General features: G+C 64.9%; 23 protein-coding genes and 2 pseudogenes. 17 read left to right on the top strand and 8 right to left on the bottom strand.

The window, feature by feature from the left end; translation table 11 throughout:
• Window positions 1-66: 66 nt before the first annotated feature.
• Window positions 67-744, top strand: a complete 678-nt coding sequence (locus AC0V8S_RS27160; protein ID WP_475434488.1) for a hypothetical protein — start codon at window positions 67-69, stop codon at window positions 742-744.
• Window positions 745-784: 40 nt separating this feature from the next.
• Here AC0V8S_RS27160 and AC0V8S_RS27155 read toward each other — a convergent pair whose 3' ends face one another.
• Both AC0V8S_RS27155 and AC0V8S_RS27150 read right to left on the bottom strand, forming a co-directional pair.
• Window positions 785-1,234, bottom strand: coding sequence for a nucleoside deaminase (locus AC0V8S_RS27155; RefSeq protein WP_095202357.1), 450 nt, complete (start codon window positions 1,232-1,234; stop codon window positions 785-787).
• Window positions 1,231-1,545, bottom strand: coding sequence for a hypothetical protein (locus AC0V8S_RS27150; RefSeq protein ID WP_475434486.1), 315 nt, complete (start codon window positions 1,543-1,545; stop codon window positions 1,231-1,233). Before AC0V8S_RS27150 ends, AC0V8S_RS27155 begins: the two co-directional genes overlap by 4 nt.
• Here AC0V8S_RS27150 and AC0V8S_RS27145 point away from each other — a divergent pair.
• The 5 genes from AC0V8S_RS27145 to AC0V8S_RS27125 all read left to right on the top strand — a co-directional run bounded on the left by AC0V8S_RS27145 (window position 1,529) and on the right by AC0V8S_RS27125 (window position 8,180).
• On the top strand, window positions 1,529-3,595 hold the full coding sequence (locus AC0V8S_RS27145) for a pseudouridine synthase (protein ID WP_475434485.1): 2,067 nt from the start codon (window positions 1,529-1,531) through the stop codon (window positions 3,593-3,595). The two genes, AC0V8S_RS27150 and AC0V8S_RS27145, sit on opposite strands and share 17 nt — an antisense overlap.
• On the top strand, window positions 3,592-4,146 hold the full coding sequence (rsmD, locus tag AC0V8S_RS27140) for a 16S rRNA (guanine(966)-N(2))-methyltransferase RsmD (protein ID WP_183458194.1): 555 nt from the start codon (window positions 3,592-3,594) through the stop codon (window positions 4,144-4,146). Before AC0V8S_RS27145 ends, rsmD begins: the two co-directional genes overlap by 4 nt.
• A gap of 211 nt (window positions 4,147-4,357) precedes the next feature.
• Complete coding sequence (locus AC0V8S_RS27135) at window positions 4,358-5,746, top strand: M16 family metallopeptidase (RefSeq protein WP_475434483.1); 1,389 nt, start codon at window positions 4,358-4,360, stop codon at window positions 5,744-5,746.
• A gap of 245 nt (window positions 5,747-5,991) precedes the next feature.
• On the top strand, window positions 5,992-7,314 hold the full coding sequence (locus tag AC0V8S_RS27130; RefSeq protein ID WP_475434481.1) for a M16 family metallopeptidase: 1,323 nt from the start codon (window positions 5,992-5,994) through the stop codon (window positions 7,312-7,314).
• Window positions 7,311-8,180, top strand: a complete 870-nt coding sequence (locus tag AC0V8S_RS27125; RefSeq protein ID WP_475434479.1) for a patatin-like phospholipase family protein — start codon at window positions 7,311-7,313, stop codon at window positions 8,178-8,180. Before AC0V8S_RS27130 ends, AC0V8S_RS27125 begins: the two co-directional genes overlap by 4 nt.
• A gap of 60 nt (window positions 8,181-8,240) precedes the next feature.
• Here the strand turns inward: AC0V8S_RS27125 and AC0V8S_RS27120 are convergent, their stop codons facing one another.
• Window positions 8,241-8,783, bottom strand: a complete 543-nt coding sequence (locus AC0V8S_RS27120; protein WP_475434478.1) for a dihydrofolate reductase family protein — start codon at window positions 8,781-8,783, stop codon at window positions 8,241-8,243.
• Window positions 8,784-8,955: 172 nt separating this feature from the next.
• Between AC0V8S_RS27120 and AC0V8S_RS27115 the strand changes: the two genes are divergently transcribed.
• The gene (locus AC0V8S_RS27115; RefSeq protein WP_475434476.1) at window positions 8,956-9,855 is read left to right on the top strand and encodes an HNH endonuclease; all 900 of its coding nucleotides are present in this window, start codon (window positions 8,956-8,958) and stop codon (window positions 9,853-9,855) included.
• A gap of 17 nt (window positions 9,856-9,872) precedes the next feature.
• Here the strand turns inward: AC0V8S_RS27115 and efp are convergent, their stop codons facing one another.
• Window positions 9,873-10,442: an elongation factor P gene (efp, locus tag AC0V8S_RS27110; protein ID WP_210308044.1), complete on the bottom strand. Its 570-nt coding sequence runs from the start codon at window positions 10,440-10,442 to the stop codon at window positions 9,873-9,875.
• Window positions 10,443-10,571: 129 nt separating this feature from the next.
• On the opposite strand from efp, the gene epmA reads away from it, so the two are divergent.
• The 7 genes and pseudogenes from epmA (at window position 10,572) to lpxK (ending at window position 17,377) form a co-directional block, all read left to right on the top strand.
• Entirely contained in the window at window positions 10,572-11,618 is a 1,047-nt protein-coding gene (epmA, locus tag AC0V8S_RS27105) for an EF-P lysine aminoacylase EpmA (RefSeq protein ID WP_475434474.1), read from the top strand.
• 155 nt (window positions 11,619-11,773) lie between these two features.
• Window positions 11,774-13,116: pseudogene (locus AC0V8S_RS27100) on the top strand (TldD/PmbA family protein).
• Complete coding sequence (locus AC0V8S_RS27095) at window positions 13,103-13,918, top strand: 3'(2'),5'-bisphosphate nucleotidase CysQ (protein ID WP_475434472.1); 816 nt, start codon at window positions 13,103-13,105, stop codon at window positions 13,916-13,918. Before AC0V8S_RS27100 ends, AC0V8S_RS27095 begins: the two are co-directional and overlap by 14 nt.
• A gap of 76 nt (window positions 13,919-13,994) precedes the next feature.
• The gene (locus AC0V8S_RS27090) at window positions 13,995-14,240 is read left to right on the top strand and encodes a DUF4170 domain-containing protein (RefSeq protein ID WP_095202347.1); all 246 of its coding nucleotides are present in this window, start codon (window positions 13,995-13,997) and stop codon (window positions 14,238-14,240) included.
• A 5-nt stretch (window positions 14,241-14,245) separates the two neighbouring features.
• Window positions 14,246-15,037, top strand: coding sequence for a lysophospholipid acyltransferase family protein (locus tag AC0V8S_RS27085; RefSeq protein ID WP_183458216.1), 792 nt, complete (start codon window positions 14,246-14,248; stop codon window positions 15,035-15,037).
• Window positions 15,034-16,350, top strand: a complete 1,317-nt coding sequence (gene waaA, locus AC0V8S_RS27080; RefSeq protein ID WP_475434470.1) for a lipid IV(A) 3-deoxy-D-manno-octulosonic acid transferase — start codon at window positions 15,034-15,036, stop codon at window positions 16,348-16,350. The genes AC0V8S_RS27085 and waaA overlap by 4 nt, the downstream gene beginning before the upstream one ends.
• 1 nt (window position 16,351) lies before the next feature.
• Window positions 16,352-17,377, top strand: coding sequence for a tetraacyldisaccharide 4'-kinase (gene lpxK, locus AC0V8S_RS27075; RefSeq protein WP_475434468.1), 1,026 nt, complete (start codon window positions 16,352-16,354; stop codon window positions 17,375-17,377).
• On the opposite strand, the pseudogene AC0V8S_RS27070 reads toward lpxK, so the two are convergent.
• Window positions 17,374-17,606, bottom strand: a pseudogene (locus AC0V8S_RS27070) (DUF2093 domain-containing protein). The gene lpxK and the pseudogene AC0V8S_RS27070 overlap by 4 nt on opposite strands.
• Window positions 17,607-17,732: 126 nt before the next feature.
• Between AC0V8S_RS27070 and AC0V8S_RS27065 the strand changes: the two are divergent.
• Window positions 17,733-18,320 (top strand): hypothetical protein, encoded by a 588-nt coding sequence (locus AC0V8S_RS27065; RefSeq protein WP_183458222.1) that lies wholly within the window; start codon window positions 17,733-17,735, stop codon window positions 18,318-18,320.
• Window positions 18,321-18,358: 38 nt separating this feature from the next.
• On the opposite strand, the gene AC0V8S_RS27060 is transcribed toward AC0V8S_RS27065, so the two are convergent.
• Window positions 18,359-19,285, bottom strand: coding sequence for a LysR family transcriptional regulator (locus AC0V8S_RS27060; RefSeq protein ID WP_183458224.1), 927 nt, complete (start codon window positions 19,283-19,285; stop codon window positions 18,359-18,361).
• A 91-nt stretch (window positions 19,286-19,376) separates the two neighbouring features.
• On the opposite strand from AC0V8S_RS27060, the gene AC0V8S_RS27055 reads away from it, so the two are divergent.
• Complete coding sequence (locus AC0V8S_RS27055) at window positions 19,377-20,270, top strand: DMT family transporter (RefSeq protein ID WP_475434465.1); 894 nt, start codon at window positions 19,377-19,379, stop codon at window positions 20,268-20,270.
• 236 nt (window positions 20,271-20,506) lie between these two features.
• On the opposite strand, the gene mutL is transcribed toward AC0V8S_RS27055, so the two are convergent.
• Both mutL and AC0V8S_RS27045 read right to left on the bottom strand, forming a co-directional pair.
• Window positions 20,507-22,393 (bottom strand): DNA mismatch repair endonuclease MutL, encoded by a 1,887-nt coding sequence (gene mutL / locus AC0V8S_RS27050; RefSeq protein WP_475434463.1) that lies wholly within the window; start codon window positions 22,391-22,393, stop codon window positions 20,507-20,509.
• Between the two features lie 66 nt (window positions 22,394-22,459).
• Window positions 22,460-23,362, bottom strand: a complete 903-nt coding sequence (locus AC0V8S_RS27045; RefSeq protein WP_183458228.1) for a LysR substrate-binding domain-containing protein — start codon at window positions 23,360-23,362, stop codon at window positions 22,460-22,462.
• Between the two features lie 89 nt (window positions 23,363-23,451).
• Here AC0V8S_RS27045 and AC0V8S_RS27040 point away from each other — a divergent pair, with 89 nt between their 5' ends.
• Window positions 23,452-25,002 carry a trimethylamine methyltransferase family protein gene (locus tag AC0V8S_RS27040; protein WP_475434462.1) on the top strand — a complete coding sequence of 517 codons (1,551 nt, stop codon included), beginning with the start codon at window positions 23,452-23,454 and terminating at the stop codon, window positions 25,000-25,002.
• Window positions 25,003-25,011 lie beyond the last annotated feature (9 nt).

The following is a 25,011-nucleotide window of genomic DNA, read 5'->3' as shown; positions in this document are numbered from 1 at the left end:
GGACGATGGGGATCGGTCATAAGACCGGTGGCGATCGAGAGGCTGTCTAGAGTGGGACTTTTTGGCATGACCGAGAGATATAACGCGCGCCTTGCGCTGCTGGCGCCGCTTGTCGCATCGGGCCTCGCTTTGTCTGGCTGCATGGGCTCTCCGACCTATGGAACCGACAAGACCGCCGCCGAACAGCTGGCCGGCGATCTCACCGGCGCCGTCTCCTTTGCGCCGAAGCACAAGGATCCGATTGACTACAAGCCTCGCCCCACCTTGGTGAAGCCCGCTCCTGGACAGAAGGACGCGCTGCCTGCACCGCAGGAAAGCATCGAGACGGCAAGCGCCCAATGGCCCGAATCGCCCGAGCAGCGCCGAGCCCGCCTGCGCGCCAACGCGACCGCCCACCAGAATGATCCGAGCTATCAGGCTGAGATCGTCGACGATGTGCAGACTGATCCAGCCTCGGTAAAAAAGGCGATGGCGGATTCAGGCTCCAGCCACCCGCCGGCATGGACGCCCGCGGACTCCGACAAGGGCCGCGCCGCCGAAATTCAGCGTCGTCTTGCCGCAAGCAAGCAGGGCGACCCCAACACCCGCAAATATCTGAGCGAGCCGCCGTTGGCTTACCGCGTCGCGTCCGACACGGCGCCGCAGAACGAACTCGGCGAGGACGAATACAAGAAGGAACGCCGCCTGAAGAAAGAGGCGGAAGGCAAGAAGGGCGGCTGGTTCGACTGGTTGCCGTCCCTGTAAGATCGGCCTCAGTGCCCATTTTCGGAGGGCACTGCGTGGTTCAGTCGCGACGTTCCCTGAAAAAATCCTTCAGCAGCAGGGCCGCTTCGGTCTCGCCCATGCCCGGATAGATGTCTGGCGCATGGTGGCAGGTCGGCGAGGCGAAGAAGCGTACGCCATTGACGACCGCACCGCCCTTTTCGTCGGCGGCGCCGAAGTAAAGCCGGCGCAACCTGGCGAAGGAAATGGCGCCGGCACACATAGCGCAAGGTTCCAGCGTCACATAGAGATCGTGGCCGGTGAGCCGCTCGGCCGAGAGTTTCCCACAGGCTTCGCGGATCACCAGCATCTCGGCATGCGCCGTCGGATCGGCAAGCTCGCGGGTGCGGTTGCCGGCTTTTGCAACGACCGTGCTGCCGCTGGCGATGACGGCGCCAACCGGCACTTCGCCGCGCAAGGCTGCCGCTTCGGCTTCCTTCAGCGCCAGCGCCATGAAATCCGGTCGCTTCACGCGATTTCCATTCCGATTATCTCCTCGCCACTCCAGGCTTTTGGTTTTCGTTTGTCTTTCCGGAAAAACCAGTCTCCACTTTTCGCTGACAAACTCTGATGATCCTGTTTTTCCGGGAAAACCGGTTTCCACTTTTCCCTGACAAACTGTGGCGATCCTGTTATGGAGCGCATCAACCCGAAAATCGGACTCGATTTTCGGAAATGATCATGCGCCAAATCAAAGTGCACCAGCGTTCGTTGCGCGCCCGAAAGGATGCGCCACGCTGTAGCAGCGCAAACGGACAAAGGCCACATGGACGACAACGACAAGAAATCTCCGCGCCAAAAAGGCCCGGGCAAGAAACCTGCGGCTCCGCGGGGCGCTGGCAAGCCATCCTTCGGCGCCAAGAAACCTTACGCGCCGCGCGGCGATCGGCCGATGGCCGCCGAGGGCGAACGCCCGAAGCGCGACTTCAAGGGTGGCGACAAGCCATTCAGCAAGGGGCCACGCCCCGCCGGCAAGCCGTATGAAAAGCGCGAAGGGCCACGCAAGCCCTACGCGCCGCGCGGCGACCGTCCGATGGCGGCCGAAGGCGATCGTAAGCCCTATGAGAAGCGCGAAGGACCGCGCAAGCCCTATGCTCCACGCGGCGACCGTCCGATGGCGGCTGAAGGCGAACGCAAGCCCTATGAAAAGCGCGAAGGACCGCGCAAACCCTACGCTCCACGCGGCGACCGTCCGACAGCGGCCGAAGGCGAGCGCAAGCCCTACGAGAAGCGCGAAGGGCCGCGCAAACCCCACGCTCCACGCGGTGACCGTCCGGTTGCTGCGGCGGTGGAGGGCGGCGAAAAGCGTTTCGACCGTCCCAAGCGTGATTTTGGTGATCGCCCTAAGCGTGACTTCGCTGACCGGCCCAAGCGCGACTTCAGTGATCGCCCCAAGCGTGATTTCGGCGATCGTCCGCAAGGGGCATCGGGCGGCGGTTTCAAGCCGCGCCCGCGTCCGGCAGAAGCGACGGAAGAGGCCGGCGAGCGCATCGCCAAGCGGCTGGCGCGTGCCGGCCTTGCCTCGCGCCGCGACGCCGAGGAATTGATTGCGGCCGGGCGGGTCAAGGTCAATGGCCGGGCGCTGTCGTCGCCGGCTTTCAATGTCATGCCTGGCGACATCATCCATCTCGACGGCATGGAGATCCCGCCGATCGAACGCACGCGCCTGTTCCTGTTCCACAAGCCGGCCGGCGTCGTCACCACCAACCGCGATCCCGAGGGTCGCAAGACTGTGTTCGACGTGCTGCCGGCCGAATTGCCGCGGCTGATGACCATTGGCCGGCTCGACATCAACACCGAAGGCCTGCTGCTGCTCACCAATGATGGCGGCCTGTCGCGCGTGCTTGAACTGCCGGCCACCGGCTGGCTGCGCCGCTACCGCGTGCGCGTCCACGGCAAGGTCGAGGAAAGCGCGCTCGCCGGCCTGCGCGAAGGCATTGCCGTCGACGGCGTCTTCTATGGCGCCATCGAGGCGACGCTCGACCGTGAGCAGGGCACCAACGCATGGCTGACGATCGGCCTGCGCGAAGGCAAGAACCGCGAGGTCAGGAATATCCTCGGCGCGCTCGGCCTCGACGTGACGCGGCTGATCCGCATCTCCTACGGCCCGTTCCAGCTCGAGGATCTTCCCGAAGGCCATGTGCTGGAGATCAAGGGCCGCGTGCTGCGCGACCAGCTTGGCGAGCGCCTGGTCGAGGAATCCGGCGCCAATTTCGACGCCGAGATAACCAAGCCGTTTTCCAACAAGCCGGTGCGGCGCACCGAAATCCGCGAGCCGGAGCCCGAGCGGCCGAAATTCACGCGCGACGGCGAGCGCCGGCCGATCGGCGAGGGCGGGCTGATCAAGAACCGCAAGCGCCGCGAAGGCAGCCGCGACGAGGCGCTCGGCAAACTGTCGACCAGCCCCGACAGGGGCGAGCGGCCGGAAAAGAGCTTTGGCGAACGCGGGCCCCGGCCCGAACGCGGCGGCTTTGGCGACAAGCCACGCGGCAGCTTCGGCGATAAGCCGCGCGGTGGCTTCGGCGACAAGCCTCGTGGCGGCGGCAAGAAATCCGAGCGCGAGCAGCGGCCGATAGAGCCGCCCGGCCAGCGCAAGGCCAATGTCTGGATGGCACCAGGTGCCCGGCCGATCGGCAAGGGCAGGGCGGAAGCCGATGCCGCCAAGGCGGCCGAGGCCAAGGCGCGCAAGGCCTCGTTCAAACCGTCCTATGGCAAGCCCGACGGCAAACCGGGCGGCGCAAAACCGTTCGGCAAGCCGCGTGGCGAGCGTTCCGGCGGCGGCGGTGGCGGCGAGCGGCCGCGCGGCGGCCCCAAAGGCCCCCGGACACGATGAGAATCGTCGGCGGTGAGTTTCGCGGGCGTCCGCTGGCGACGCCCCGCAGCAGCGCCATCCGTCCGACGACCGACCGCACCCGCGAGGCCGTCTTCAACGTGCTGGCGCATCGCTTTGCCGAACAACTGGACGGCGCGCGCGTGCTCGATCTGTTTGCCGGCACCGGCGCGCTTGGTCTGGAAGCGCTGTCGCGCGGCGCCTCCTATGGCGTCTTCATCGAGGAATCGGCCGAAGGCCGTGGCCTGATCCGCGACAATGTCGAGGCCTTCGGCCTGACCGGCCGTACCAAGATTTTTCGCCGCGATGCCACTGGCCTTGGCGAGGCGGGCACGCTGGCGCCGTTCGGCCTCGTCTTCGCCGACCCGCCCTATGGCAAGGGCCTGGGCGAGCGCGCCTTGCAGTCGGCGAAGGCCGGCGGCTGGCTGCGGCCCGGCGCGCTGTGCGTTGTCGAGGAGACGGCGATGGTTCCCTTCGAACCGGGCCCAGGCTTTGTGGTGCTGGATGAGCGCAACTATGGCGAGACCATCATCCGTTTCATCGAGGCTGCCTGACACGCCTGCGTTGCGCGGCCTCTTTGCCGCCGCCTTTGCCGGCAACAACAATTCACTTTGCTTGTCGCCAGCACCTTGCCTATCGTCGTACCCAAGCAATTCCAGGAAAAGTGCTATGCGGTTTTCCGTCCGGAATTGCATCAGAACACAGAGATAGAGCAGTTCGGCGTTTCCGTGAAACGATCAACTGCTCTACGAACCGGAGCCATTGATGACATTTCAGGCTGAATGGCTGCGCGGAACACTGCTGGCAACGTCGCTGGCCTTCACGCTGAACGGCTCCGCGCTGGCCGACAGCACTGTTTCGCCCAACACCAAGCCGGCCGAGTTCAAGGTGACGGATTTCCTGCTCGACAACGGCATGGAGGTGGTCGTCATACCCGATCACCGCGCGCCGATCGTCACCCATATGGTCTGGTACAAGATCGGCAGCGCCGACGAACCGCCCGGCAAATCCGGCATCGCGCATTTCTTCGAGCATCTGATGTTCAAGGCGACGACCCATCACGCGGCCGGCGAGTTCGACCGCGCGGTCTCAGACATTGGCGGCTCCAACAACGCCTTCACCTCCTACGACTACACCGCTTTCCACGAGACGGTGGCGCCGTCGGCGCTCGAGCAGATGATGGGTTTTGAAGCCGACCGCATGCGCAACCTCATCCTCACCGACGACGTGATCAAGACCGAGCGCGATGTCATCCTGGAGGAACGCCGCTCGCGCATCGACAACAATCCGCAGGCGGTGCTCGACGAGGAAGTCGATGCGACGCTCTGGCAGAACCAGCCCTATCGCATCCCCGTCATCGGCTGGATGCAGGAGATGGAGCAGCTGAACCGCATCGACGCCACCGCCTTCTATGACAAATACTACCGCCCCAACAACGCCGTGCTGATCGTGGCCGGCGATGTCGAGCCGGAGGCGGTGAAGGCGCTGGCCGAAAAAACCTATGGCAAGGTGGCGCGCGGGCCGGACCTGCCGCCGCGCATCCGCCCGGTCGAGCCGGAGCAGAACACCAAGCGCACCGTCACGCTCACCGACGCCCGCGTCAGCGTGCCGAGTTTCTCGACGCAATGGGTGGTGCCATCCTACCACACCGGCAAGCCGGGCGAGGCCGAAGCGCTCGACCTACTGGCCGAGATTCTCGGTGGCGGCAACCGCAGCCGCCTTTACCAGGCACTGGTGGTCCAGCAAGGCATCGCTTCCAGCGCCGGTGCGTATTTCCAGGGCACCATGCTCGACGACACAAATCTCACCGTCTACGGCGCGCCGCGCGGTGACGCCAAGCTGGCCGATGTCGAGGCCGCGGTCGACGCCGAGGTGGCGCGCATCGCCAGCGGCGGCGTCACGGCGGATGAACTCGAAAAAGCCAAGGACCGCTATGTCCGGTCGATGGTCTTTGCCCGCGACAAGCAGGATTCCATGGCCGAAATCTACGGCTCGACACTGGCCACCGGCGGCAATGTGCAGGATGTGCAGCAATGGCCGGACCGCATCCGCAAGGTCACGGCGGACGAGGTCAAGGCCGTCGCCGCGCGCTATCTGGTGCTCGCCCGCTCGACGACCGGCTATCTCTTGCCGCAGCAACAGGCGGGGAATTGATGATGACGAACCAGTTTAGCGGCGCGTTGACTTCTCCCCGCCAGGCTCCCCCTTCTCCCCTTGTGGGAGAAGGTGGCCGAGCGAGGCTCGGTCGGATGAGGGGTGTTCCAGCTTGGCGCAACGTCTCAACCGACCCGGGCACTGCGGCAGAACACCAACGTCTCACTCCGCTGGAACACCCCTCAACCGTCTCGGCGCTGCGCGCCGATCCACCTTCTCCCACAAGGGGAGAAGGAAGACCGCGCGTGGCGACCGCCCTCGCAACCCTCTTCCTCTCCATCCTCTTCCTGGTCCTGCCGGCACTTGCCGCCCGCGCCATGGATATCCAGCAGGTCACCTCGCCAAAGGGCATCACTGCCTGGCTGGTCGAGGATTATTCGGTCCCGATCGTCGCCGTCCGCTTCGTCTTTGGCGGCGGCTCGACGCAGGATCCGGTGGGCAAGGAAGGGCTGGCCAATCTGATGACCGGCCTGTTCGACGAGGGCGCCGGCCCTCTCGATTCGGAAGCCTTCCAGATCAGGCTCGACGATGCCGGCGCCGAGATGAGTTTCGAGGAAACCCGCGACGGCATCTACGGCTCCATGCGCATGCTGTCCGACCAGCGCAATGAGGCCTTCGACCTGTTGCGGCTGGCGGTCAATGAGCCGCGCTTCGACCAGGCGCCGATCGACCGCATCCGCGCCCAGATCCTGTCCGGCATCATCGCCAACGAGAACGATCCCGACACGGTGGCGCAGCACAAATGGGCCCGCGCCATCTATGGCGACCATCCCTATTCGCGCTCCGACCAGGGCACCAGGCAGAGCATCGCCGCGATCACGCAGGACGATCTGAAAACCCTGCACAAGGCGGTGTTCGCGCGCGGCGGCCTGCATGTCGCCGTGGTCGGCGCCATCGATGCCGAGACCCTGAAGAAGAAGCTCGACATGGTGTTCGGCGACCTGCCGAAGGACCAGGTGCTCACCTCTGTCGCCGATGTCGAGCCGAAGTTGGCGCAGCGTCTCGAGGTCAATTACGATTTGCCGCAGACCTCGCTGCAGCTCGCCTGGCCGGGGGTTAAGCGCAAGTCGGCGGATTTCTTCCCCGCCGTGCTGATGAACGAGATCCTCGGCGGCGGAACCTTCACCTCGCGCCTGTACCAGGAGGTGCGCGAAAAGCGCGGGCTGGCCTATGGCGTCAACTCCTCGCTGGTCAACCAGGACCATGCCGACGCGCTGATCGTCACCACAGGCACGCGTTCCGACCGTGTGGCCGAGACGCTCGGCATTGTCCGCGACGTCGCCAGGCAGTTGGCTGAGGACGGCCCCACCGAGGCGGAGCTCGCGGCAACCAAGAAATACCTGATCGGCGCCTATGCCATCGCCAATCTGGACTCGTCGAGTTCCATCGCCGCGACGCTGGTCGAATTGCAGCTCGACGACCTCGGCATCGACTACATGCAGCGCCGCGCCGGCTACATCAACGCGGTGACGCTCGACCAGGTCAAGGCGGTGGCGAAAAAGCTGCTGATCGCCGAGCCGACCATCATGGTGGTCGGGCCGCCGCTGGCCGGGGCCGGCAAGGGATGAGCCCGACCTTCGGCATAGCTTTCGGCGGCGGCGGCGCGCGCGGGCTGGCGCATATCCATGTCGTCGAGGCGCTGGACGAACTCGGTATCAAGCCGGTGGCGATCGCCGGCTCGTCGATCGGCGCCATTATGGGCGCCGGCATGGCCGCCGGTATGACCGGCAAGGACATCCACGACTATGCCCGCTCGATCCTCGGCCGCCGCGCCGAAGTGGCGAGCCGCATGTGGCGCGCCCGGCCGGGCACGATCGCGGAAGCCATGCAAAACGGCATCCGGGTCAGCCAGTTCAATGTCGAGCGCATCCTCAAGGCGTTTCTGCCTGAGGCCATTCCCGAAACCTTCAGCGAGCTGAAAATCCCGCTGAAGGTGACGGCGACCGACTATTTCGGCCACAAGCTTGCCGTGTTCGACGACGGCGACCTGCACTCCGCCCTTGCCGCTTCGGCCGCCATCCCCGCCGTCTTCCGCCCGGTGATGCGCGACGGCAGGCTGCTGATCGACGGCGGCATCTACAACCCTGTGCCGTTCGATCTCATCGAGAACGACGCCGATATCATCATCGGCGTCGACGTGGTCGGCGCGCCGGAAGAGGCCGACCGCAAGCAGCCCACCTCCGTCGACCTGATGTTCGGCGCCACGCAGCTGATGATGCAGTCGATCATCGCCAACAAGCTGAAACAATGCCGCCCCGACATACTGGTCCGCCCGGCCGTGTCAAAATTCCGCGTTCTCGATTTCCTGAAGATCGACGCTTTGATGAACGAGACGGCGGATATCAAGGATCAGCTGAAGCGCGAGGTGGAGCGGGTGGTTGAGGCGCGGAATGGCGCTGCCATCAAGGGGAGGCGAGGGAAGAAGGCCAGTTGAGCATTGGACACCGGCAGCACATTGTGTCGAGTTCTGCTGTCATCCATGCCCGCAAGCCAACTACGATTTCGCCGCCACCGGTGCATACTCCAGCGCAACAACGCCATTGCTGAACGGCGTGGCCGAAATCAGTTCGAGCGGCACCTGTTCACCCGGCGGGAACAGCGGCTTGCCCTGGCCCACAGCGCCGGGATAGCTGAGCAACCTGACGCGGTCGACCAGCCCATGGCGCAGCAATTCCTGTGCTACGCTGAGGCTGCCATGCACATAGATGTTGCCGCCGCTTCCTTGCTTCAGCGCCCTCACTGCTTCTGGCAGGGGGCCTGTGAGCAATTCGGCTGGTTTCCAGTCGAATGCCTTTAGGTTGGTCGACGCGATATATTTCGGCAGCGCGTTGAACCGGTCGGCAAAATCACCGGTTTCCTTGGGCCATGAGCCCGCAAAAATCTCATAGGTCTTGCGCCCCAGAAGCATGGCGCCGCTGTCGGCAAGTTCATCCTCCTTGACCCTGTTCATCTCGTCATTCCAGGTCACGCCAGGCAATTTCTCGACCTCGGCAATGCCGTCGACGCTGATGAATTCGGTGACGATGAGTTTTCTCATGACGTTCTCCTCTTCGCTCAAAGGACGACCCGCATGGGCCTTTTGCTACAGGCTCCCTGAAAAATCGGGGGTGGTTTTGTCAGAGAAGGAGTCTCTCAGGCCTAAACTAAGCTTCTAAGATCGAATTTTGGTGCTACATCTCAGCGGATATCCCCAAAATTACAGGAAGATCATGGGATTCGGGGTCTTCATCCATCGACCAGATTCGAAATACAACGACCGCCCCGCCGAGCAGTATCAGTTTCCTCGACCGTATCTGCGCCGTGTCGAAGCATGCGTCGGCCACTGGGTGATCTACTACGAGCCCAGTAAGGTAAACGATACCCGTGGTTATTACGCTGTAGCCAAAGTCCGAAATGTCATTCCCGATCCTGCGTTGGCTGATATGTTTCTCGCTCTGATCGAGCCTGGAACATATCTGGATTTCGTCAATTCTGTTCCATTCAACGCAAATAATGGTCCCATTGAGCGAGGCTTGCTGAACGAGCAGGGACAGATTTCCGGCCGAGCCCAATCGGCCGTTCGTCCAATCAGTCCAGCCGATTTTAATCGCATTATCGACCTGGGTTTGGACATGAATGAGTTGTTGCTGCCACGCGTTGACGTGATCGCCACGTCTACTGGTCTTGAGGAAGAGCAGGCGCCATTCGAATTCGAGCACAGCCGTGACCGCATAAATTACATCGGATCGCGAATCGTGCGGGACCGTATTTTCCGTCGCATCGTCCTACGCGCCTACGATGAGCGCTGCGCGATCACGGGTCTCAAGCTGATAAATGGTGGCGGTCGAGCAGAAGTTTCTGCGGCCCATATTCGACCCGTCGAAAAGAACGGGCCTGATATCGTCGGCAATGGGATCGCGCTGTCAGGTACGGCGCATTGGATGTTCGATCGCGGACTAATCAGTCTCTCCGACGATCTGGAAATCCTGATCTCGCGGCAGGTCAACGACCTCGAAAGCGTGCAAGGGTTCATAAACAAGACCCGCCGCGCGCTTCCGCCTCGCCGACAACTCGAACGCCCGCACCCTCGCTTCCTGCAATGGCATCGCGAGCACTGCTTCAAGCAGTAATGCTTCGCTGACGCCTCTCAGTCCTTCGCCCGCTCCACATAAGACCCATCCGCCGTCATCACCACCACGCGGGTGCCGGGCGCGATGTGCGGGGGCACGGCGGTGCGCACGCCATTCGAAAGCACGGCGGGCTTGTAGGAGGACGAGGCCGTCTGGCCCTTGGTCGTCGGTTCGGTCTCGACCACTTCGAAGGTAGCGCGCTGCGGCAGGACCAGGGAAATCGCGATGCCGTTGAACTGCGAGACCTGCACCGGCATGCCTTCCTGCAGATAGGGGGCGGCGTCGCCGACCACGGCTTCCGTCACCGCCACCTGGTCGTAGGTTTCCGGGTTCATGAAGTGGAAGCCTTCGCCGTCGGCGTAGAGGAAGGTGTGCTCGCGCTCCTCGACATAGGCGCGCTCCACCTGCTCGGTGGTGCGGTAGCGCTCCGAAACCTTCACCCCGTCGCCGATGCGGCGCATGTCGAGCTGCGTCACGGGCGTGCCCTTGCCTGGGTGGATGTTTTCGGCAAAGAGGATCACATAAAGCTTGCCGTCCTTGTCGACGACATTGCCTTTGCGGAGCGAACTGGCGATGACTTTCACCACGGTTTTAAATCCTGCGAGAGTTGACGGGCGTTTGCCGGCTTGTGCGGCGCTGGTAGCGCATCTTGGCGCGAACCGCCAGCCCCCGCTGCAAACTGACATGGGGTGCGCCAGCACGCCTTCAATCCGCTCATGACCGCCGCTTCGCCCTGGTGGACGCCTGACGTTCACGCCGACCGCCGCCCGCGCCTGATGCTGCGCAACAGCCTCACCGCTGCGCTGCGCGACTGGTTTGCCCGCAATGATTTCATCGAGGTGGAAACGGCGGCGCTGCAGGTCTCGCCCGGCAATGAGGCGCATCTGGCGGCCTTCGCCACCGAGGCGGTCGGGCCGGACGGCGCGCGCGCGCCGCTTTATCTCCACACCTCGCCGGAATTCGCCTGCAAGAAGCTGCTCGCCGCCGGCGAAGTCAGGATTTTCAGCCTCGGTCCGGTCTATCGCAACCGCGAGCGCGGCGCTTTGCACCATCCCGAATTCACCATGCTCGAATGGTACCGGGTGGGCGAGACCTATGAGAGCCTGATGCGCGATTGCGCCGATCTGCTGGCGCTGGCCGCGACGAGGGCTGGGGCGACACGCTTTTCCTTCCGGGGCCGCGACTGCGATCCGCTCAGTGAGCCGGAGCGGCTGACGGTGGCGGACGCCTTTACCCGTCATGCCGGCATCGACCTCCTGGCCACCGTCGCCGCCGATGGCGGCACCAACCGGGATGCGCTCTACGCCGCCTTGACCAAAGCCGGCCTGCGTACCGCGCCCGACGACAGCTGGGCCGACCTGTTCAGCCGCGTCATGGTGGAAAAGATCGAGCCCAATCTGGGCATCGGCCGCGCGACCATCCTGTGCGAATATCCGGTCGCCGAGGCGGCACTTGCCCGGCCAAGCCCGAGGGATTCTCGTGTCGCCGAGCGCTTCGAGCTCTATTGTTGCGGCGTTGAGCTCGCCAACGGCTTTGGCGAACTGACCGATGCCGAGGAGCAACGCCGGCGCTTCGTCCTCGAGATGGACGAGAAAGAGCGCATCTATGACGAGCGCTATCCGCTGGACGAGGATTTCCTCGCTGCCCTTGCCATCATGCCGCAGGCCAGCGGAATCGCGCTCGGCTTCGACCGCTTGGCGATGCTGGCGACCGGAGCGCAAAGGATCGAGGATGTCATCTGGACGCCTGTGGCCGCGTCCTGAGACAACCAAAACGCTCGCGCCGCCCTTCTTTTGCCCGTCTTGGGCCACAGGCAATCACTCCATTGTTTCCGGCCTTCGCCATTGCACAAGCCGGATCGGGACAATAGATGGGTGGGCGCGGCCGCAAGCTGGCCGCGGCAAGCAGGATCACAGGCATGGCCGACACATCAGACGCTAAGAAACTGACCGACCGCGTCGCGGCACTGGTCGAGGCCGCCAAAAAGGCCGGCGCCGATGCCGCCGACGCGGTGGCCGTGCGCGGCCGTTCGACCGGCGTGTCGGTGCGGCTCGGCAAGGTCGAGGCCACCGAATCGTCCGAGGCGGAGGACGTCTCTTTGCGCGTCTTCGTCGGCCAGCGCGTGGCGAGTGTCTCGGCCACCGCAGCGTCCGACCCGCGCGCACTGGCCGAGCGCGCCGTTGCCATGGCGAAAGTCTCGCCTGAGGATCCCTATCAGGGTCTGGCCGATCCGGCGCTGCTGGCCAGGCAAACGCGCGATCTCGATCTGTTCGACGCCACCGAAGTGACGGCCGACCAGTTGAAGGAAGCGGCCCTTGCGGCGGAAGCGGCAGGGCTTGCCGTCAAGGGCGTGACCAATTCGGCCGGCGCCAGCGCCGGCGCCGGACTGGGCGGGATGGTGCTGGCCACCTCGCACGGTTTCCTTGGCCACTATGTCGGCTCGCGGTTCTCGCGTTCGGCCAGTGTCATCGCCGGCGAGGGCACCAGCATGGAGCGCGACTATGAATTCTCCTCGCGCCAGCACTTTGCCGATCTCGATGCGCCTGATGATATCGGCCGCAAGGCCGGCGAACGCGCCGTGTGTCGCCTCGGCGCGCGCAAGGCGGCGACCGGGCCGATCGACGTGGTGTTCGACCCGCGCGTGGCGCGCGGCATCGCCGGCCATATTGCCGGCGCCATCAATGGCGCGTCCGTCGCGCGCAAAACCTCGTTCCTGCGCGACATGATGGGCAAGCAGGTGGCCGCCGCCGCGATCACGGTCACCGACGAGCCGCTCAGGCCTCGTGGCCAGGCCTCGCGTCCGTTCGACGGCGAAGGCGTCGAGGGCGAGAAGCTTCTCATGGTCGAAAAGGGCGTGCTCAAGCACTGGTTCTTGTCGACCTCGGCCGCGCGCGAACTCGGCCTTGTCACCAACGGGCGCGGATCGCGCAGCGGCTCCTCGGTTTCACCATCCTCCACCAATCTCGCCATCGAGCCGGGCGACCGCTCACCGCAGGACCTGATCAAGTCGCTCAAGACCGGCTTCTATGTCACCGAAGTGTTCGGCCAGGGCGTCGACATGTTGACCGGGGAATACAGCCGCGGCGCCTCCGGCTTCTGGATCGAGAATGGCGAACTGGCCTATCCGGTCGCCGAAGTCACAATCGCCTCGACCTGAAGACCATGTTCCTTAACATGGTGCCGGCCAACGACCTCGACCGCAATTTCGGCACCGCCGCGCCGACGCTTCTGATCGAAGGCATGACCCTTGCCGGAGCCTGAGCTGACCGCCGCCGGTGCCCCTTCCGGCGCCATTGGGGATCTGCCGCTGCTGCGCGACGCCGCCCGCGAGGCGGGTGTCATCGCCATGCAGTACTTCGGCAACAGCCCGCAGGTCTGGATGAAGGGCGGCACGTCGCCGGTCAGCGAGGCCGATCATGCGGCCGACGCCTATCTGCACCGCACGCTGCTGGCGGCGCGGCCTGACTATGGCTGGCTATCGGAAGAGACGGTCGACGATCCGGCGCGGCTTTCGGCGCGCCGCACCTTCGTCGTCGATCCGATCGACGGCACGCGCGGCTTCCTCGAGGGACAGCGCACCTGGTGCGTCAGCGTTGCCGTCGTTGAACATGGTCGCACGCTCGCCGGCGTGCTCGAATGCCCGGCAATGGACGAGACCTATTGGGCGCTGCCCGGCCAGGGCGCCTTCCGCAACGGCAAGCGCATCGCGGTGCGCACGCTTGGCGACAAGGCCGAGATTTCCGGGTTGAAGCAGCTGATCGACCTGGTGCCGGCCGGCTGGCAGAAGCGGCTAACACGAGCGCCCTACAGCCCCTCGCTCGCCTACCGCTTGGCGATGATCGCCAATGGCACGCTCGACGCCACCTTCGTCAAGCCGAACGCCCATGACTGGGATATCGCCGCCGCCGATCTTATCCTGCGCGAGGCCGGCGGCCATCTGCTCGACCCGCATGGCCGCGCGCCGCTCTATGCCGGTGAAGTCACCCGCCATGGCGCTCTCGCCGCCGGCAGCGGTGAATTGCTGGCTGTGCTCGTCGATGTCATTGCCGGGCTGGATGCGTGAAAGCACATTCGCAGGTTCCAAAGTCGGCGGCTTTGGTCTAGACCTGTCACAAACTCACAATATGTGAAGGACCGACATGACCGCGGAAGACGGGAAGAAACAGCTTTTGCATCTGGTGTTCGGCGGCGAACTGAAGAAGCTTGGCGGCACCGAGTTCCGCGATCTCGACGGGCTCGACATTGTCGGCATCTATCCGGACTATCAATCCGCGCACACGGCGTGGAAAGCCAAGGCGCAAGCCAGCGTGGACAATGCCCATATGCGTTATTTCGTCGTTCATCTGCACCGTCTGCTGGATCCCGACAACAAGGCTGTCGGTTGACTTCGATGGAGCATGACCTGGCGAAAGGGCCAGCCAGCGAGGCCGCGCCCACGGGCAGGGGCGGCAGCCGCGCGACCAAGGCGTTCTGGCGCAAGGTGCGCGAACCGCTGGCGCAGTCGCGATTCGTCAAGAACGCCATTGCCAGCCTGCTCGCGCAGTTCGTGCGGCTGGTTCGCCTGACCAGCCCTCTGGTTGCCGGATCGGCGCGCTTTTCGGGCGGCGCCTATGCCGAATTCGAGCCCGGCATCATCGCCTTGTGGCACGGCCAGCATCTTTTGACGCCGGCCTATTATCCCAAGCGCAAACCGCTGGTCGCCATGGTGTCGCGCAGCGCTGATGCCGAGCTCAACGCGCTGATGCTGGAGAAATTCGGCATCGAGGCGGTGCGCGGTTCCGGTGGGCGTGACAATGCCAGGCATCTCGACAAGGGCGGGGCCAAGGCCCTCATCGCCCTCAAAAAGTCGCTCACCGCAGGCAAGAACGTCGCCATGATCGCAGACATTCCGCACGGTACGCCACGCGACGCAGGGCTTGGTATCGTTCTCCTGGCGCGCCTCTCGGGCCGGCCGCTGCTGCCTGTCGCCATTGCCACCAGCCGCCGCAAGGTGCTGGAAAAGAGCTGGGACAAGACCACCATCAACCTGCCGTTCGGCCGTTCCGCCGTGACCATCGGCGCGCCGATCTTCGTAGCGCCGGATGCCGACGACGCCGAAATGGAGCGCAAGCGCCAGGAAGTGACCACCGCCCTCAATGCCGCGACGGCCGAGGCCTACCGTCTCGTGGATGGCCGGCGATGAGCGGTCGCTGGGCGCGCGCCATGCTGACGGCATACCGTTTCGCCGGTGCTGCGGCCTATCCGCTGGTCGGGCCCTATGTCGCCTGGCGCACTTCGCGCGGCAAGGAGGACCGCAACCGTCGCCGCGAGCGCTACGGCGTCGCCGGCCGCCCGCGCCCCGAAGGGCCTGTCATCTGGATCCATGCCGCGAGCGTCGGCGAGACCATAGCTGTCGTGCCGCTGGTCGAAAGCATCCTCGACTATGGCGTCAACATCGTGCTGACGACCGGCACGGTGACATCGGCCCAGGTTGCCGACGAGCGGCTCGGCGACCGCATCATCCACCAATATGTGCCGCTCGACCTGAAGCCGGCGGTCAGCCGGTTCCTCGACCACTGGCGGCCGGACCTGGCGATCATCGCCGAATCCGAGATCTGGCCGATGACCATCCTCGAGCTTGGCGCGCGCCATGTGCCGCAGGTGCTGGTCAATGGCAGGTTGTCCGACCGCTCGTTCACCTCGTGGAAGAAGCGCGCCAACATCGCCGAGGCGTTGTTCGAGAACCTTGCCCATGTCGTTGCCCAGTCCGATGTCGACGGCGAGCGTTTTCGCGCGCTTGGTGCTCGCCCGGTCACCGTGTCGGGCAATCTCAAGGTCGACACCAACCCGCCACCTGTCGACGAACGGGTATTGGCCAGTTTGCAGCGGCAGATCGGCGGCCGCCCGACCTGGGCGGCGATCTCGACCCATGACGGCGAGGAAGTGGTCGCGGCGGAAGTCCACGCAACGCTGCACAAGCGTCACCACGGCCTGCTGACGATCGTCGTTCCGCGCCATCCCGATCGCGCAGAAACCCTTGCCGCGCAGATTTCCGGCATGGGGCTGAAGGTCGCGCGGCGCAGCAAGGGCGATCGTATCGGGCCCGACACCGATATCCTGCTCGGCGACACGATCGGCGAGATGGGGCTCTATCTCCGACTGACCGAAATCGCCTTCGTCGGCCGCTCGCTGACCTCCGAGGGCGGCCAGAATCCGCTCGAGCCGGCCATGCTCGACACGGCGGTTCTTGCCGGCCGCAATGTGCAGAATTTCCGTGAAGCCTATCAGCGCCTGATCGACAGCGGCGGCGCCAAGCTGGTGCGCGATCGCGACATGCTGGCCGGCGCCGTCAATTTCCTTTTGACCAACGAAGTCGCGCGCCATGAGATGATGGCGGCGGGGATCGCGACCGTCGATGAGATGCGCGGTGCGCTGGCGCGCACGCTGAAATCGCTCGAACCCTATATCCAGCCGCTGGTCGTCAAGTCGCGCCTGAAGGGCGCCAACGGGCGCTAGCGTGGCCTCCGAAGCACCACCATTCTGGTGGGAAGAGCCGGACTGGAAAGTCCTGGCGCTGTCGCCGCTGTCGGCGGTCTATGCGCTTGTCGCCGGCCGCGGCATGCGGCGGGCCCGGCGCGAGAAGATCGAGGCGCCGGTTCTGTGCATCGGCAATTTCACCGTCGGCGGCACCGGCAAGACGCCGGTTGCCATCGCGCTTGCGCAACAGGCCAAGCGCATGCAGCTGAAGCCCGGTATCCTGTCGCGTGGCCATGGCGGCTCCTTCGCCGAGCCGCATGTCGTCGATGCCGATCACGATGCCGCCAAGCATGTCGGCGACGAGCCGCTGCTTCTGGCCGAACATGCCCCGGTGGCGGTGACGCCGAACCGTGCCGCCGGCGCCCGGCTGCTGCTAGAAAAACACGGCTGCGATTTCCTGATCATGGATGATGGTTTTCAGAGCGCGCGCATCCACATCGACTATGCGCTGATCGTGGTCGACGCCCGCTACGGGATCGGCAATGGCCGTGTCATTCCGGGCGGTCCGCTCAGGGCAAAAATCGTCGACCAGCTGGTCTTCACCAGCGGGTTGCTGAAGATGGGCGAGGGCACCGCCGCCGACGCCGTGGTGCGCCAGGCAGCGCGCGCCGGCCGGCCGATCTTCGAGGCGCACACGGAGCCAAGCAGCAAGACAGGGCTTGCCGGCAAGCGGTTCCTCGCCTTCGCCGGTATCGGCCACCCCGACAAATTCTTCGACACGGTGCGGGCGGCCGGCGGCGAGGTGGTTCTCTCAAAACCCTTTCCGGACCATCATTTCTATGCCGAGGACGAGCTTGCCGAACTGGCGGCGACGGCACGCGCCGAAGGCCTCGGCCTCATCACCACCGCCAAGGACGCCGCCCGGTTGCGCCATGGCGCCTCACAGGATTTTCTCGACAAACTCGAGGTGCTGGAAATCGGCACGGTTTTCGAACTTGACCAGGTTCCCGAGCGAATCATCGAAGAAACGCTCGATGCCTGGCGGCAGCGCAAGTTGAGAGGCTAGCTCCGCTTGCGCAGCTCCGGATGCATCTCGATTTCGCGGCGCAGCGAGGCGGTGGCGTTGGCGTAAGGCTCCTGCCTGGCGACGCTCCAGTATTTCAACTCGTCCAGGGGGATGTTTTCCCGGTCACCGCGCAGCGCACGAACGAGCCGGGGCTGGTGACCTGGAAATCGCCATCGAGATAGCGGATGCGGGCTTCCTTGCCGCCCGGGCCTTCGAAACGGTTCATCATGCGGTGGTGCCAAGGTTCATGCAGATTTCATCGCCACAAATCGCCGGCCAGGTCAAGCATGCGACAAGCCTCGGACAATGCTGAGGCACTACGACAGGTGAGAAAAGCGCTTTTATCGGGGGCATGATGGATATTTCTTCCGCCCGCCTGGCTTCCTTGCTGAAGGAGGCGATGACGCCGCAACCCGTGCCGTTGGCGAAAGCCGATCCGGTCAGGACGGCGCTGGTCAGGGAACTGGTCCAGCCGGCCGCGCCCTCTCTGTTCGCTCAACGCACGGCGCCCGCTCTGCTGGCGATGCCCGCGGCGCCGATGGCCGTCAAATCGCAGCAGATTGCTTCGTCGGGCATCGTCGAGGCCTATCAGGCCCAGCTCGACACGCGGGACGAGGCGGTTCTGGCAACGGTCGTAGCGAGGAAAGCAGCGCCCGAAACCGAAACACAGCGCGGCGCCGTGCCGCCGCCTTCGGCGACGGCCAACGACAACGCGCCCGCCAGGGCCGCGGGGGTGTCCCTGCTGTCGTTTATCCCGCCGCAGCCTCCGGTCCCGCAAAACGCCGCCCTGGCAACGCCAGCGGGACGGCATAGGCCCGCCAATCAATCCTACGGTGCGGCGCCGAATCCCGAACGTCTGTTGATGAAGATCGGCTTTGTTTCGATAACGTTCGGTTTATTGGGAATCTTGACCGTTGGCTTCGTTCTGCTGTTGCTTCGTTGATCCTCTGAATCGACTGATCTTGGGCGGGGCCATGAGGCCTATCGCTCGGCTTCGATGAATGCCTCGATCTTGTCCGGCGCCAATCCGGCCTGCTGCGCAATGCGGCGGGCGAGGTCGGCGGCGGCTGCGCGTGGCCGTCCCAGCGGCCGGTCGAGCCAGTATGACACCGGATTGAGCGCGGTACGCTCGTCGACAGCGGTGATGCGGCCCGACTGCAGCTGATGCCCGGTCAGCGGCGGACGCGCCAATGCGATGCCGAGCCCATAGGCGGCGGCATCCAGCACCAGATTATAGTCCTCGAATCGCCGGTCCTGCGGGCGCGGGCGATAGTCCATGCCTTGCGCCGCGAACCAGGCACGCCAGCCGGAGGCGTCGGAATCGTTGATCAGCGGGAATTTGAGCAGCCGGGCCGGGTCGCCACGGCCGATTTCGCGTGCCAGTTCCGGTGAGGCGACCGGGAAGACATGCTCCTCGAACAACTGCACCGAGACACGGCCCGGAATGCCGCCGCGGCCGCAGCGGATCGACAGGTCGATGCCTTCATCGGCAAGGTCGGCCTGGCGGATGTCGACATCGAGCACGATGCGCAGCTTGGTGGGATTGCTCTCCAATGCCGCCATGCGCGGCATCAGCCAAAGTCCGCTGACTGAGGGGATCGAGGTCAGCCGCACCACCGCCGTGCCGCGCGGCTCGACCCAGCGGTCGGAATGGCTCGATATCAGCGCGAAAGCCTCAGACGTGCGCAGATGCAGCCGGTTGCCTTCGATCGTCAGCGAGACGCCGCGCGCGCCGCGATCGAACACTTTCAGCCCGAGCCAGTCCTCGAGCTTGGCGATCTGCCGGCTGACGGCGCCGTGGGTGATGTTGAGCTTTTCGGCAGCCGCCGAAAAGCTGCCGGTCCGCGCCGCCGCGTCAAAGGCACGCAGGGTTTCGAGCGGCACCATTGTGTCTGAGCTGTGATCCATAGTCACAGCTGATCCTCGATTTGGTCGTTTGTCAACAAGCGGGAAAAGGCGTTTTGTGGCTTTCAGGTTGGAAGAACACGAGGACAGTGAGATGAGCGCGATGACGGGCACGTTGAATCAGACACAGCGGATGGACACCACGGCTGCCATCGCCGTGGCGCTGACCGTGGTCGGCTGGGCGTCCGCCTTTCCCGCCATTCGTGCCGGCCTCGCCGCCTTCGGTCCCCTGGAACTCGGTGCGCTACGCTTTGCCATCGCCGCGGTACCGGCGGCGATCTTTCTTGCCGTCAAGCGTCCGGCATTGCCCAGGCTCGACGAATTGTGGCGCCTCGCCTTTGGCGGCGCCATTTTCGTCGCACTCTACACCGTCATGCTCAATTTCGGCGAACTGACCGTCTCGGCCGGTGCCGCCGGCTTCATCATCAATGTCAGCCCGATCTTCACTGCCATTATGGCGATGGCATTGCTCGGCGAGCGCTTCTCAGGGTGGGCCTGGTTTGGCACGGCCATTTCTTTCGCCGGCATCGGCATCATCGCTGTGGCCGACGGCAATGGCCTGCACTTCAATGCCGGCGCGCTGCTGGTGCTTGGCTCCGCGCTGTGTTCGGCTGTCAACACGATCGTCCAGAAGCCGCTCTTTGCCCGCCATCATCCACTGACCATCTCAGCCTCGAATATGATCCTTGGCGCACTTTGCCTGTCACCCTTTCTGCCAAGCGGCTTTGCACAGGCTGCCGTTGCCAACACAGCCGGCCTCGGCGCCGTGATCTTTCTCGGCATCGTACCGAGCCTGATCGCCTATGCCGCTTGGGCGACGGCGCTGTCGCGCCTGCCGGCGGCGCGCGCCTCGAACTTCCTCTATCTGGTCTCGCCGATGTCGGCCCTGATCGGCTTCTTCTGGCTGGGCGAAGTGCCAACGCTGCTTGGCATCCTCGGCGGCGCGCTGGCGCTCGGTGGTGTCATCGTGGTGAATTTGAAGCGGTGAAGCAGAGGGTTGGAGTCATTCCTTGACTTGGAAAAGAGCCGCCCAAAGCGGCTCTTTCGGCCCCCCACCCGGACCTTCGGTCCGACCTCCCCACAAGGGGGAGGTAGGGAGCCCAGCTTTGCGGCATCTCCACAAGAGCGCTGTCGGGCGGCAGTAGGACGCTTCCTCACCCTCCCCCTTGTGGGGAGGGTCGCTGCGAAGCAGCGGGGTGGGGGTCTGCGCCCTACGGTCCTCCACTATCTTCGCCCGAACAACCGCTCGATATCCGCCAGCTTGAGCTCGATATAGGTCGGGCGGCCATGGTTGCAGGTGCCGGAACCCGGCGTCGCTTCCATCTGGCGCAGCAGCGCGTTCATCTCCTCGGCCTTGAGCAGCCGGCCGGAACGCACCGAGCCATGACAGGCCATGGTTGCGGCGATCTTGTCCAGCCGCTCCTTGAGCGTCTCGACCGTGTCGTTGTCGGCGATCTCGTCGGCGAGATCGCGCACCAGTTGCTGGACATTGGTTTCGCCCAGCATCGACGGCGTCTCGCGCACGGCGACGGCGCCCGGGCCGAAACGCTCGATGCCGAGGCCGAAGCGGGCGAGCGTTTCGGAGTGCATCGCCAGCCGCTCGGCATCCTCTTCCGGCAGATCGATGATTTCGGGCAGGAGCAGCATCTGCGAAGGCACGGGGCGCGAATGCAGGGCGTTCTTCAAGGCTTCATAGACCAGCCGCTCATGCGCCGCGTGCTGGTCGACGATGACGAGCGAATCCCTGGTTTGCGCCACGATGTAGTTCTCATGCACCTGGGCGCGCGCCGCACCCAGCACCGTGCCAAGCAGCGTCTCGGCCGCCTCGCTCTGCCCGGCGCGCGCATCGGCGCTGGCCAGCGGGCCGGTATCGAACGCCGCCTGGCCGGGTTCACCAAAGCCGCCATGCCTTGCGCCGGCGCGTTCGAACCCCGAACCGAATTGCATGTCGAGCGGCCGTTGCGGCGAGCGCGAGGGGTCGAAACCGGCGGAGCCGGACGCACGGTACGCTGCTTCATAGCTGCGATGGCCGTTGGCAGGGCCGCCATGATCATAGGAGGCGGCGCCTGGCCGGAACGCCGCCATCATGCCGGCGGCTCCGGTCGTGGCTGAGCGGATGCCGGCGTCGGCCAGTGCCTGGCGGATGGCGCCGACGATCAGCCCGCGCACCAGGCCCGGGTCGCGGAAGCGCACATCGGCCTTGGCTGGGTGGACATTGACGTCGACGATGGCCGGATCGAGCGTCAGGAACAGCACCGTCACCGCGTGGCGGTCGCGCGGCAGCACATCGGCGAAGGCGCCGCGGATGGCGCCGGCGATCAGCTTGTCGCGCACCGGTCGGCCATTGACATAGGCATATTGCTGCAGCGCGTTGGCGCGGGTGAAGGACGGGATCGAGACATGGCCGGTCAGATGCACGCCTTCGCGCATCGCGTCGATGGCGATGGAATTGTCGGGAAACTCGGCCCCCATCACCTGGGCGACGCGGCGCAGGCTGCCTTCCGGACTGTCGTCGGTCGCCGGCAGTTCCAGGGTCGAGCGGTCGGAGCCGGCCAAAGTGAAACGTACCGTCGGAAAGGCAATCGCGATGCGCTTGACGACATCGCTGGTCGCCGAGCTTTCGGCGCGCTCACCCTTCATGAATTTCAGCCGCGCCGGCGTGGCGAAGAACAGGTCGCGCACTTCGACCGTGGTGCCGCGGTTGGCGGCCGCAGGCCTGACAGGCAAGACGCGGCCGCCCTCGATGCCGATCTCGGCGGCGCTATCGCCCAAAGCCGTGCGTGACCGGATCGACAGCCGCGACACCGAGCCGATCGACGGCAGCGCTTCGCCGCGAAAGCCGAGCGAACGGATGTCGTTGATATCCTCGGCGAGCTTGGAGGTGCAGTGGCGCGCGATCGCCAGCGCCAGCTCCGGCTCGGGGATGCCGGAGCCATCATCGGTGACGCGGATCAGGTTCAGACCGCCGCCTGACGTGACGATTTCGACGCGTGACGCGCCGGCATCGAGCGCGTTCTCGACGAGCTCCTTGACCACGCTCGCCGGACGCTCGATGACTTCGCCGGCGGCGATCTGGTTGATCATCGTTTCGGAAAGCTGGCGAATGGGCATGACGGCAGTATAGGCGGATTCGTGTCGTGCGGGCGAGGGCGAACTGCGGTGAACCGTGAAACGGTTTTATGCCTGCGCCGCCAGCCAATCCCGCACCTTGCGGGCATTCTCACTCAGCTCCCGGTTCTTCGGCCAGACGATATAGAAGGCCTTGCCGGTCTTGAGCACATGATCCGTCACCTGCACCAGCAGTCCCGTCGCCAGCAGCCGTTCAGCGAGGTGCCGCCAGCCGAGTGCGATGCCTTGACCCTCCATCACGCCCTGGATCACCAGGCCGTAGTCGTTGATGCGCAGCCCGCGCGCGGTGTCGCCCAGGTTGCCGCCGGCTGACTGGAACCATTCATCCCAGCTGGCCGCCTCGCGGTACGGCTCCTCGAGATGGATGAGACGGTGCGTGGCCAGGTCCCCGACCGTCCTCGGCATGCCGAACTTGGCCAGATAGCTGGCGCCGGCGACGGGGAAGATCTCCTCATCGGCAAGCGGCAGTGAATGGTAGTCCGGCCAGTCCCGCGGCTCGCCGCCGCGCACGGCCAGCGGAATGCCTTCTGCGATGATGTCGAGGTCGCGGTCGGCGGTCTGGATGCGCAGATCGATGCCCGGCAATTCGTCGCGGAACTGCTGCAGGCGCGGCATCATCCAGAACGAGCCGAAGGCGGTCGACGCGGCAAGCGTCACATGGCCGCCTGTCGCCTGCAGACGCAGATCCTCGGCCGACTTGCGGATGTGCGACAAGCCAAGCGAGACATCGGCGTGGAAGCGCTCGCCGGCCTCCGTCAGGCTGACCTGCCGATGGCGGCGTTGGAACAGCTTGGCGCCGAGCTGTTCTTCCAGCCCGCGCACCGCGTAGGAGACGGCCGCCTGCGTCATGCCGAGCTCGCGCCCGGCGGCGGTGAAGCTCGACAGCCGGCCGGCCGCCTCGAAGATGATCAGGCTGCCGGCGGAGGGCAGGAGGTGGCGCAGGCTTCGCATAAGTGCAGCTTATACAAGAGATCAGGATTTTCCAGCGTCACAGCTATATTTCGGGCCGCTAACGTGGGTGGCGGGAAGAAGGAGGCTCCATGAACGCACCAGCCGTCGAATTGACCGAACAGACCCACCGCCGCGGTGGTGGTCGCCTTGGCCGCAAGGCGCTCAGAAGCGCGCCGATAGCTTCCTTTCCGACCCTGGTCCGCAAGATCCCGGTCTATCAGATGGTTCCGGACGAGGCGGTGGAACTGATCCATGAGGAATCGCTCAAGATCCTCGAGGAGGTGGGCTGCGAATTCCGCGACGACGGCGCGATCGAGCTCTGGAAGGCTGCCGGCGCCGATGTCAGGGAGACGCGTGTCCGCATCGACCGCGCGCTGCTGATGGAGCTCGTCTCGAAGGTTCCGTCTGAGTTCACGCTTCATGCGCGCAACCCCGAGCGCACGGTGCGCGTCGGCGGCAAGAACTCGATTTTCGTGCCGATGTATGGCGCGCCCTACGTCCGCGACCTCGACAACAATCGCCGCTACGGCACGCTCGCCGACCTCAACAATTTCCACAAAATGGCCTACATGGCGCCGGCGCTGCATTCCTCGAGCTCGGTCATCTGCGAGCCGATGGAAATCGCGGTGCCGAAACGGCATCTGCACATCATCCACTCGGCGCTGAAGCATTCCGACAAGCCGTTCATGGGCATCGTGACGTCGAAGGAGCGCGCCGAGGACACCATGGCGATGGCTGGCATCGTCTTCGGCGAGGAGTTCGTGCGCGACAACCCTGTGCTGGTGGCGATCACCAACTGCAATTCGCCGCTGGTTTGGGACGCCACCATGATCGACGCCATGCGGGTCTACGCGAGCCACAATCAGCCGCTGATCCTGGCGCCTTTCGCGCTGTGCGGGGCTTCGACCTCGGCTTCCGCCGTCGGCGCGGTGGCGCAGGTCAACGCCGAGGCGCTCGCCGGGGTGGCGCTGACCCAGCTCATCCGCCCAGGCTCGCCGCAGCTCTACGGCCAGTTCATGGTCACCGTCGACATGAAGACCGGCGCGCCGATGGGCGGCACGCCGGAGGCCGCCCAGATGATGTATCTGATGGGGGCGCTGGCGCGGAAATACCGCCTGCCGTGGCGCACCTCGGGCTTCCATGTCGGCTCGAAGCTGAACGACGCCCAAGCGGGCTACGAATCGAACATGCTCATGCATGCCGCGATCCTATCGGGCGCCAACTACATCTGGCATTCCGCCGGATGGCTGGAAGCCGGGCTCACCTGCGGCTATTCGAAATTCGCCACCGACTGCGAGCAGCTTGTCGGCTGGTACAAATATGCCGGCGGGCTGTCCTTCGACGATTTCAAGGAAGCGATGGCGGCGATCCGCGAGGTCGGGCCGCAGGGCCATTTCCTCGGCACCCAGCACACGCTCGAACATTTCGAGTCCGCCTTCTTCATGCCCTCGATCATGGACTTCAATTCCTACGAACAGTGGAACGCCGAAGGGGCGAAGGACCACGACACGCGCGGCCGCGAGAAAGCGCGCAACATGCTCGCCGACTACGAGGAGCCGAAGCTCGATGAGGGTATTGCCGAGGGTCTCAAGGATTTGATCGCGCGGCGAGAGGAAATACTGCCGGACAGCGTTAGTTAGAAGACCTGA

The organism is Mesorhizobium oxytropidicola (genome assembly GCF_056174625.1).
This window is presented reverse-complemented; position numbering and strand designations above follow the sequence as displayed.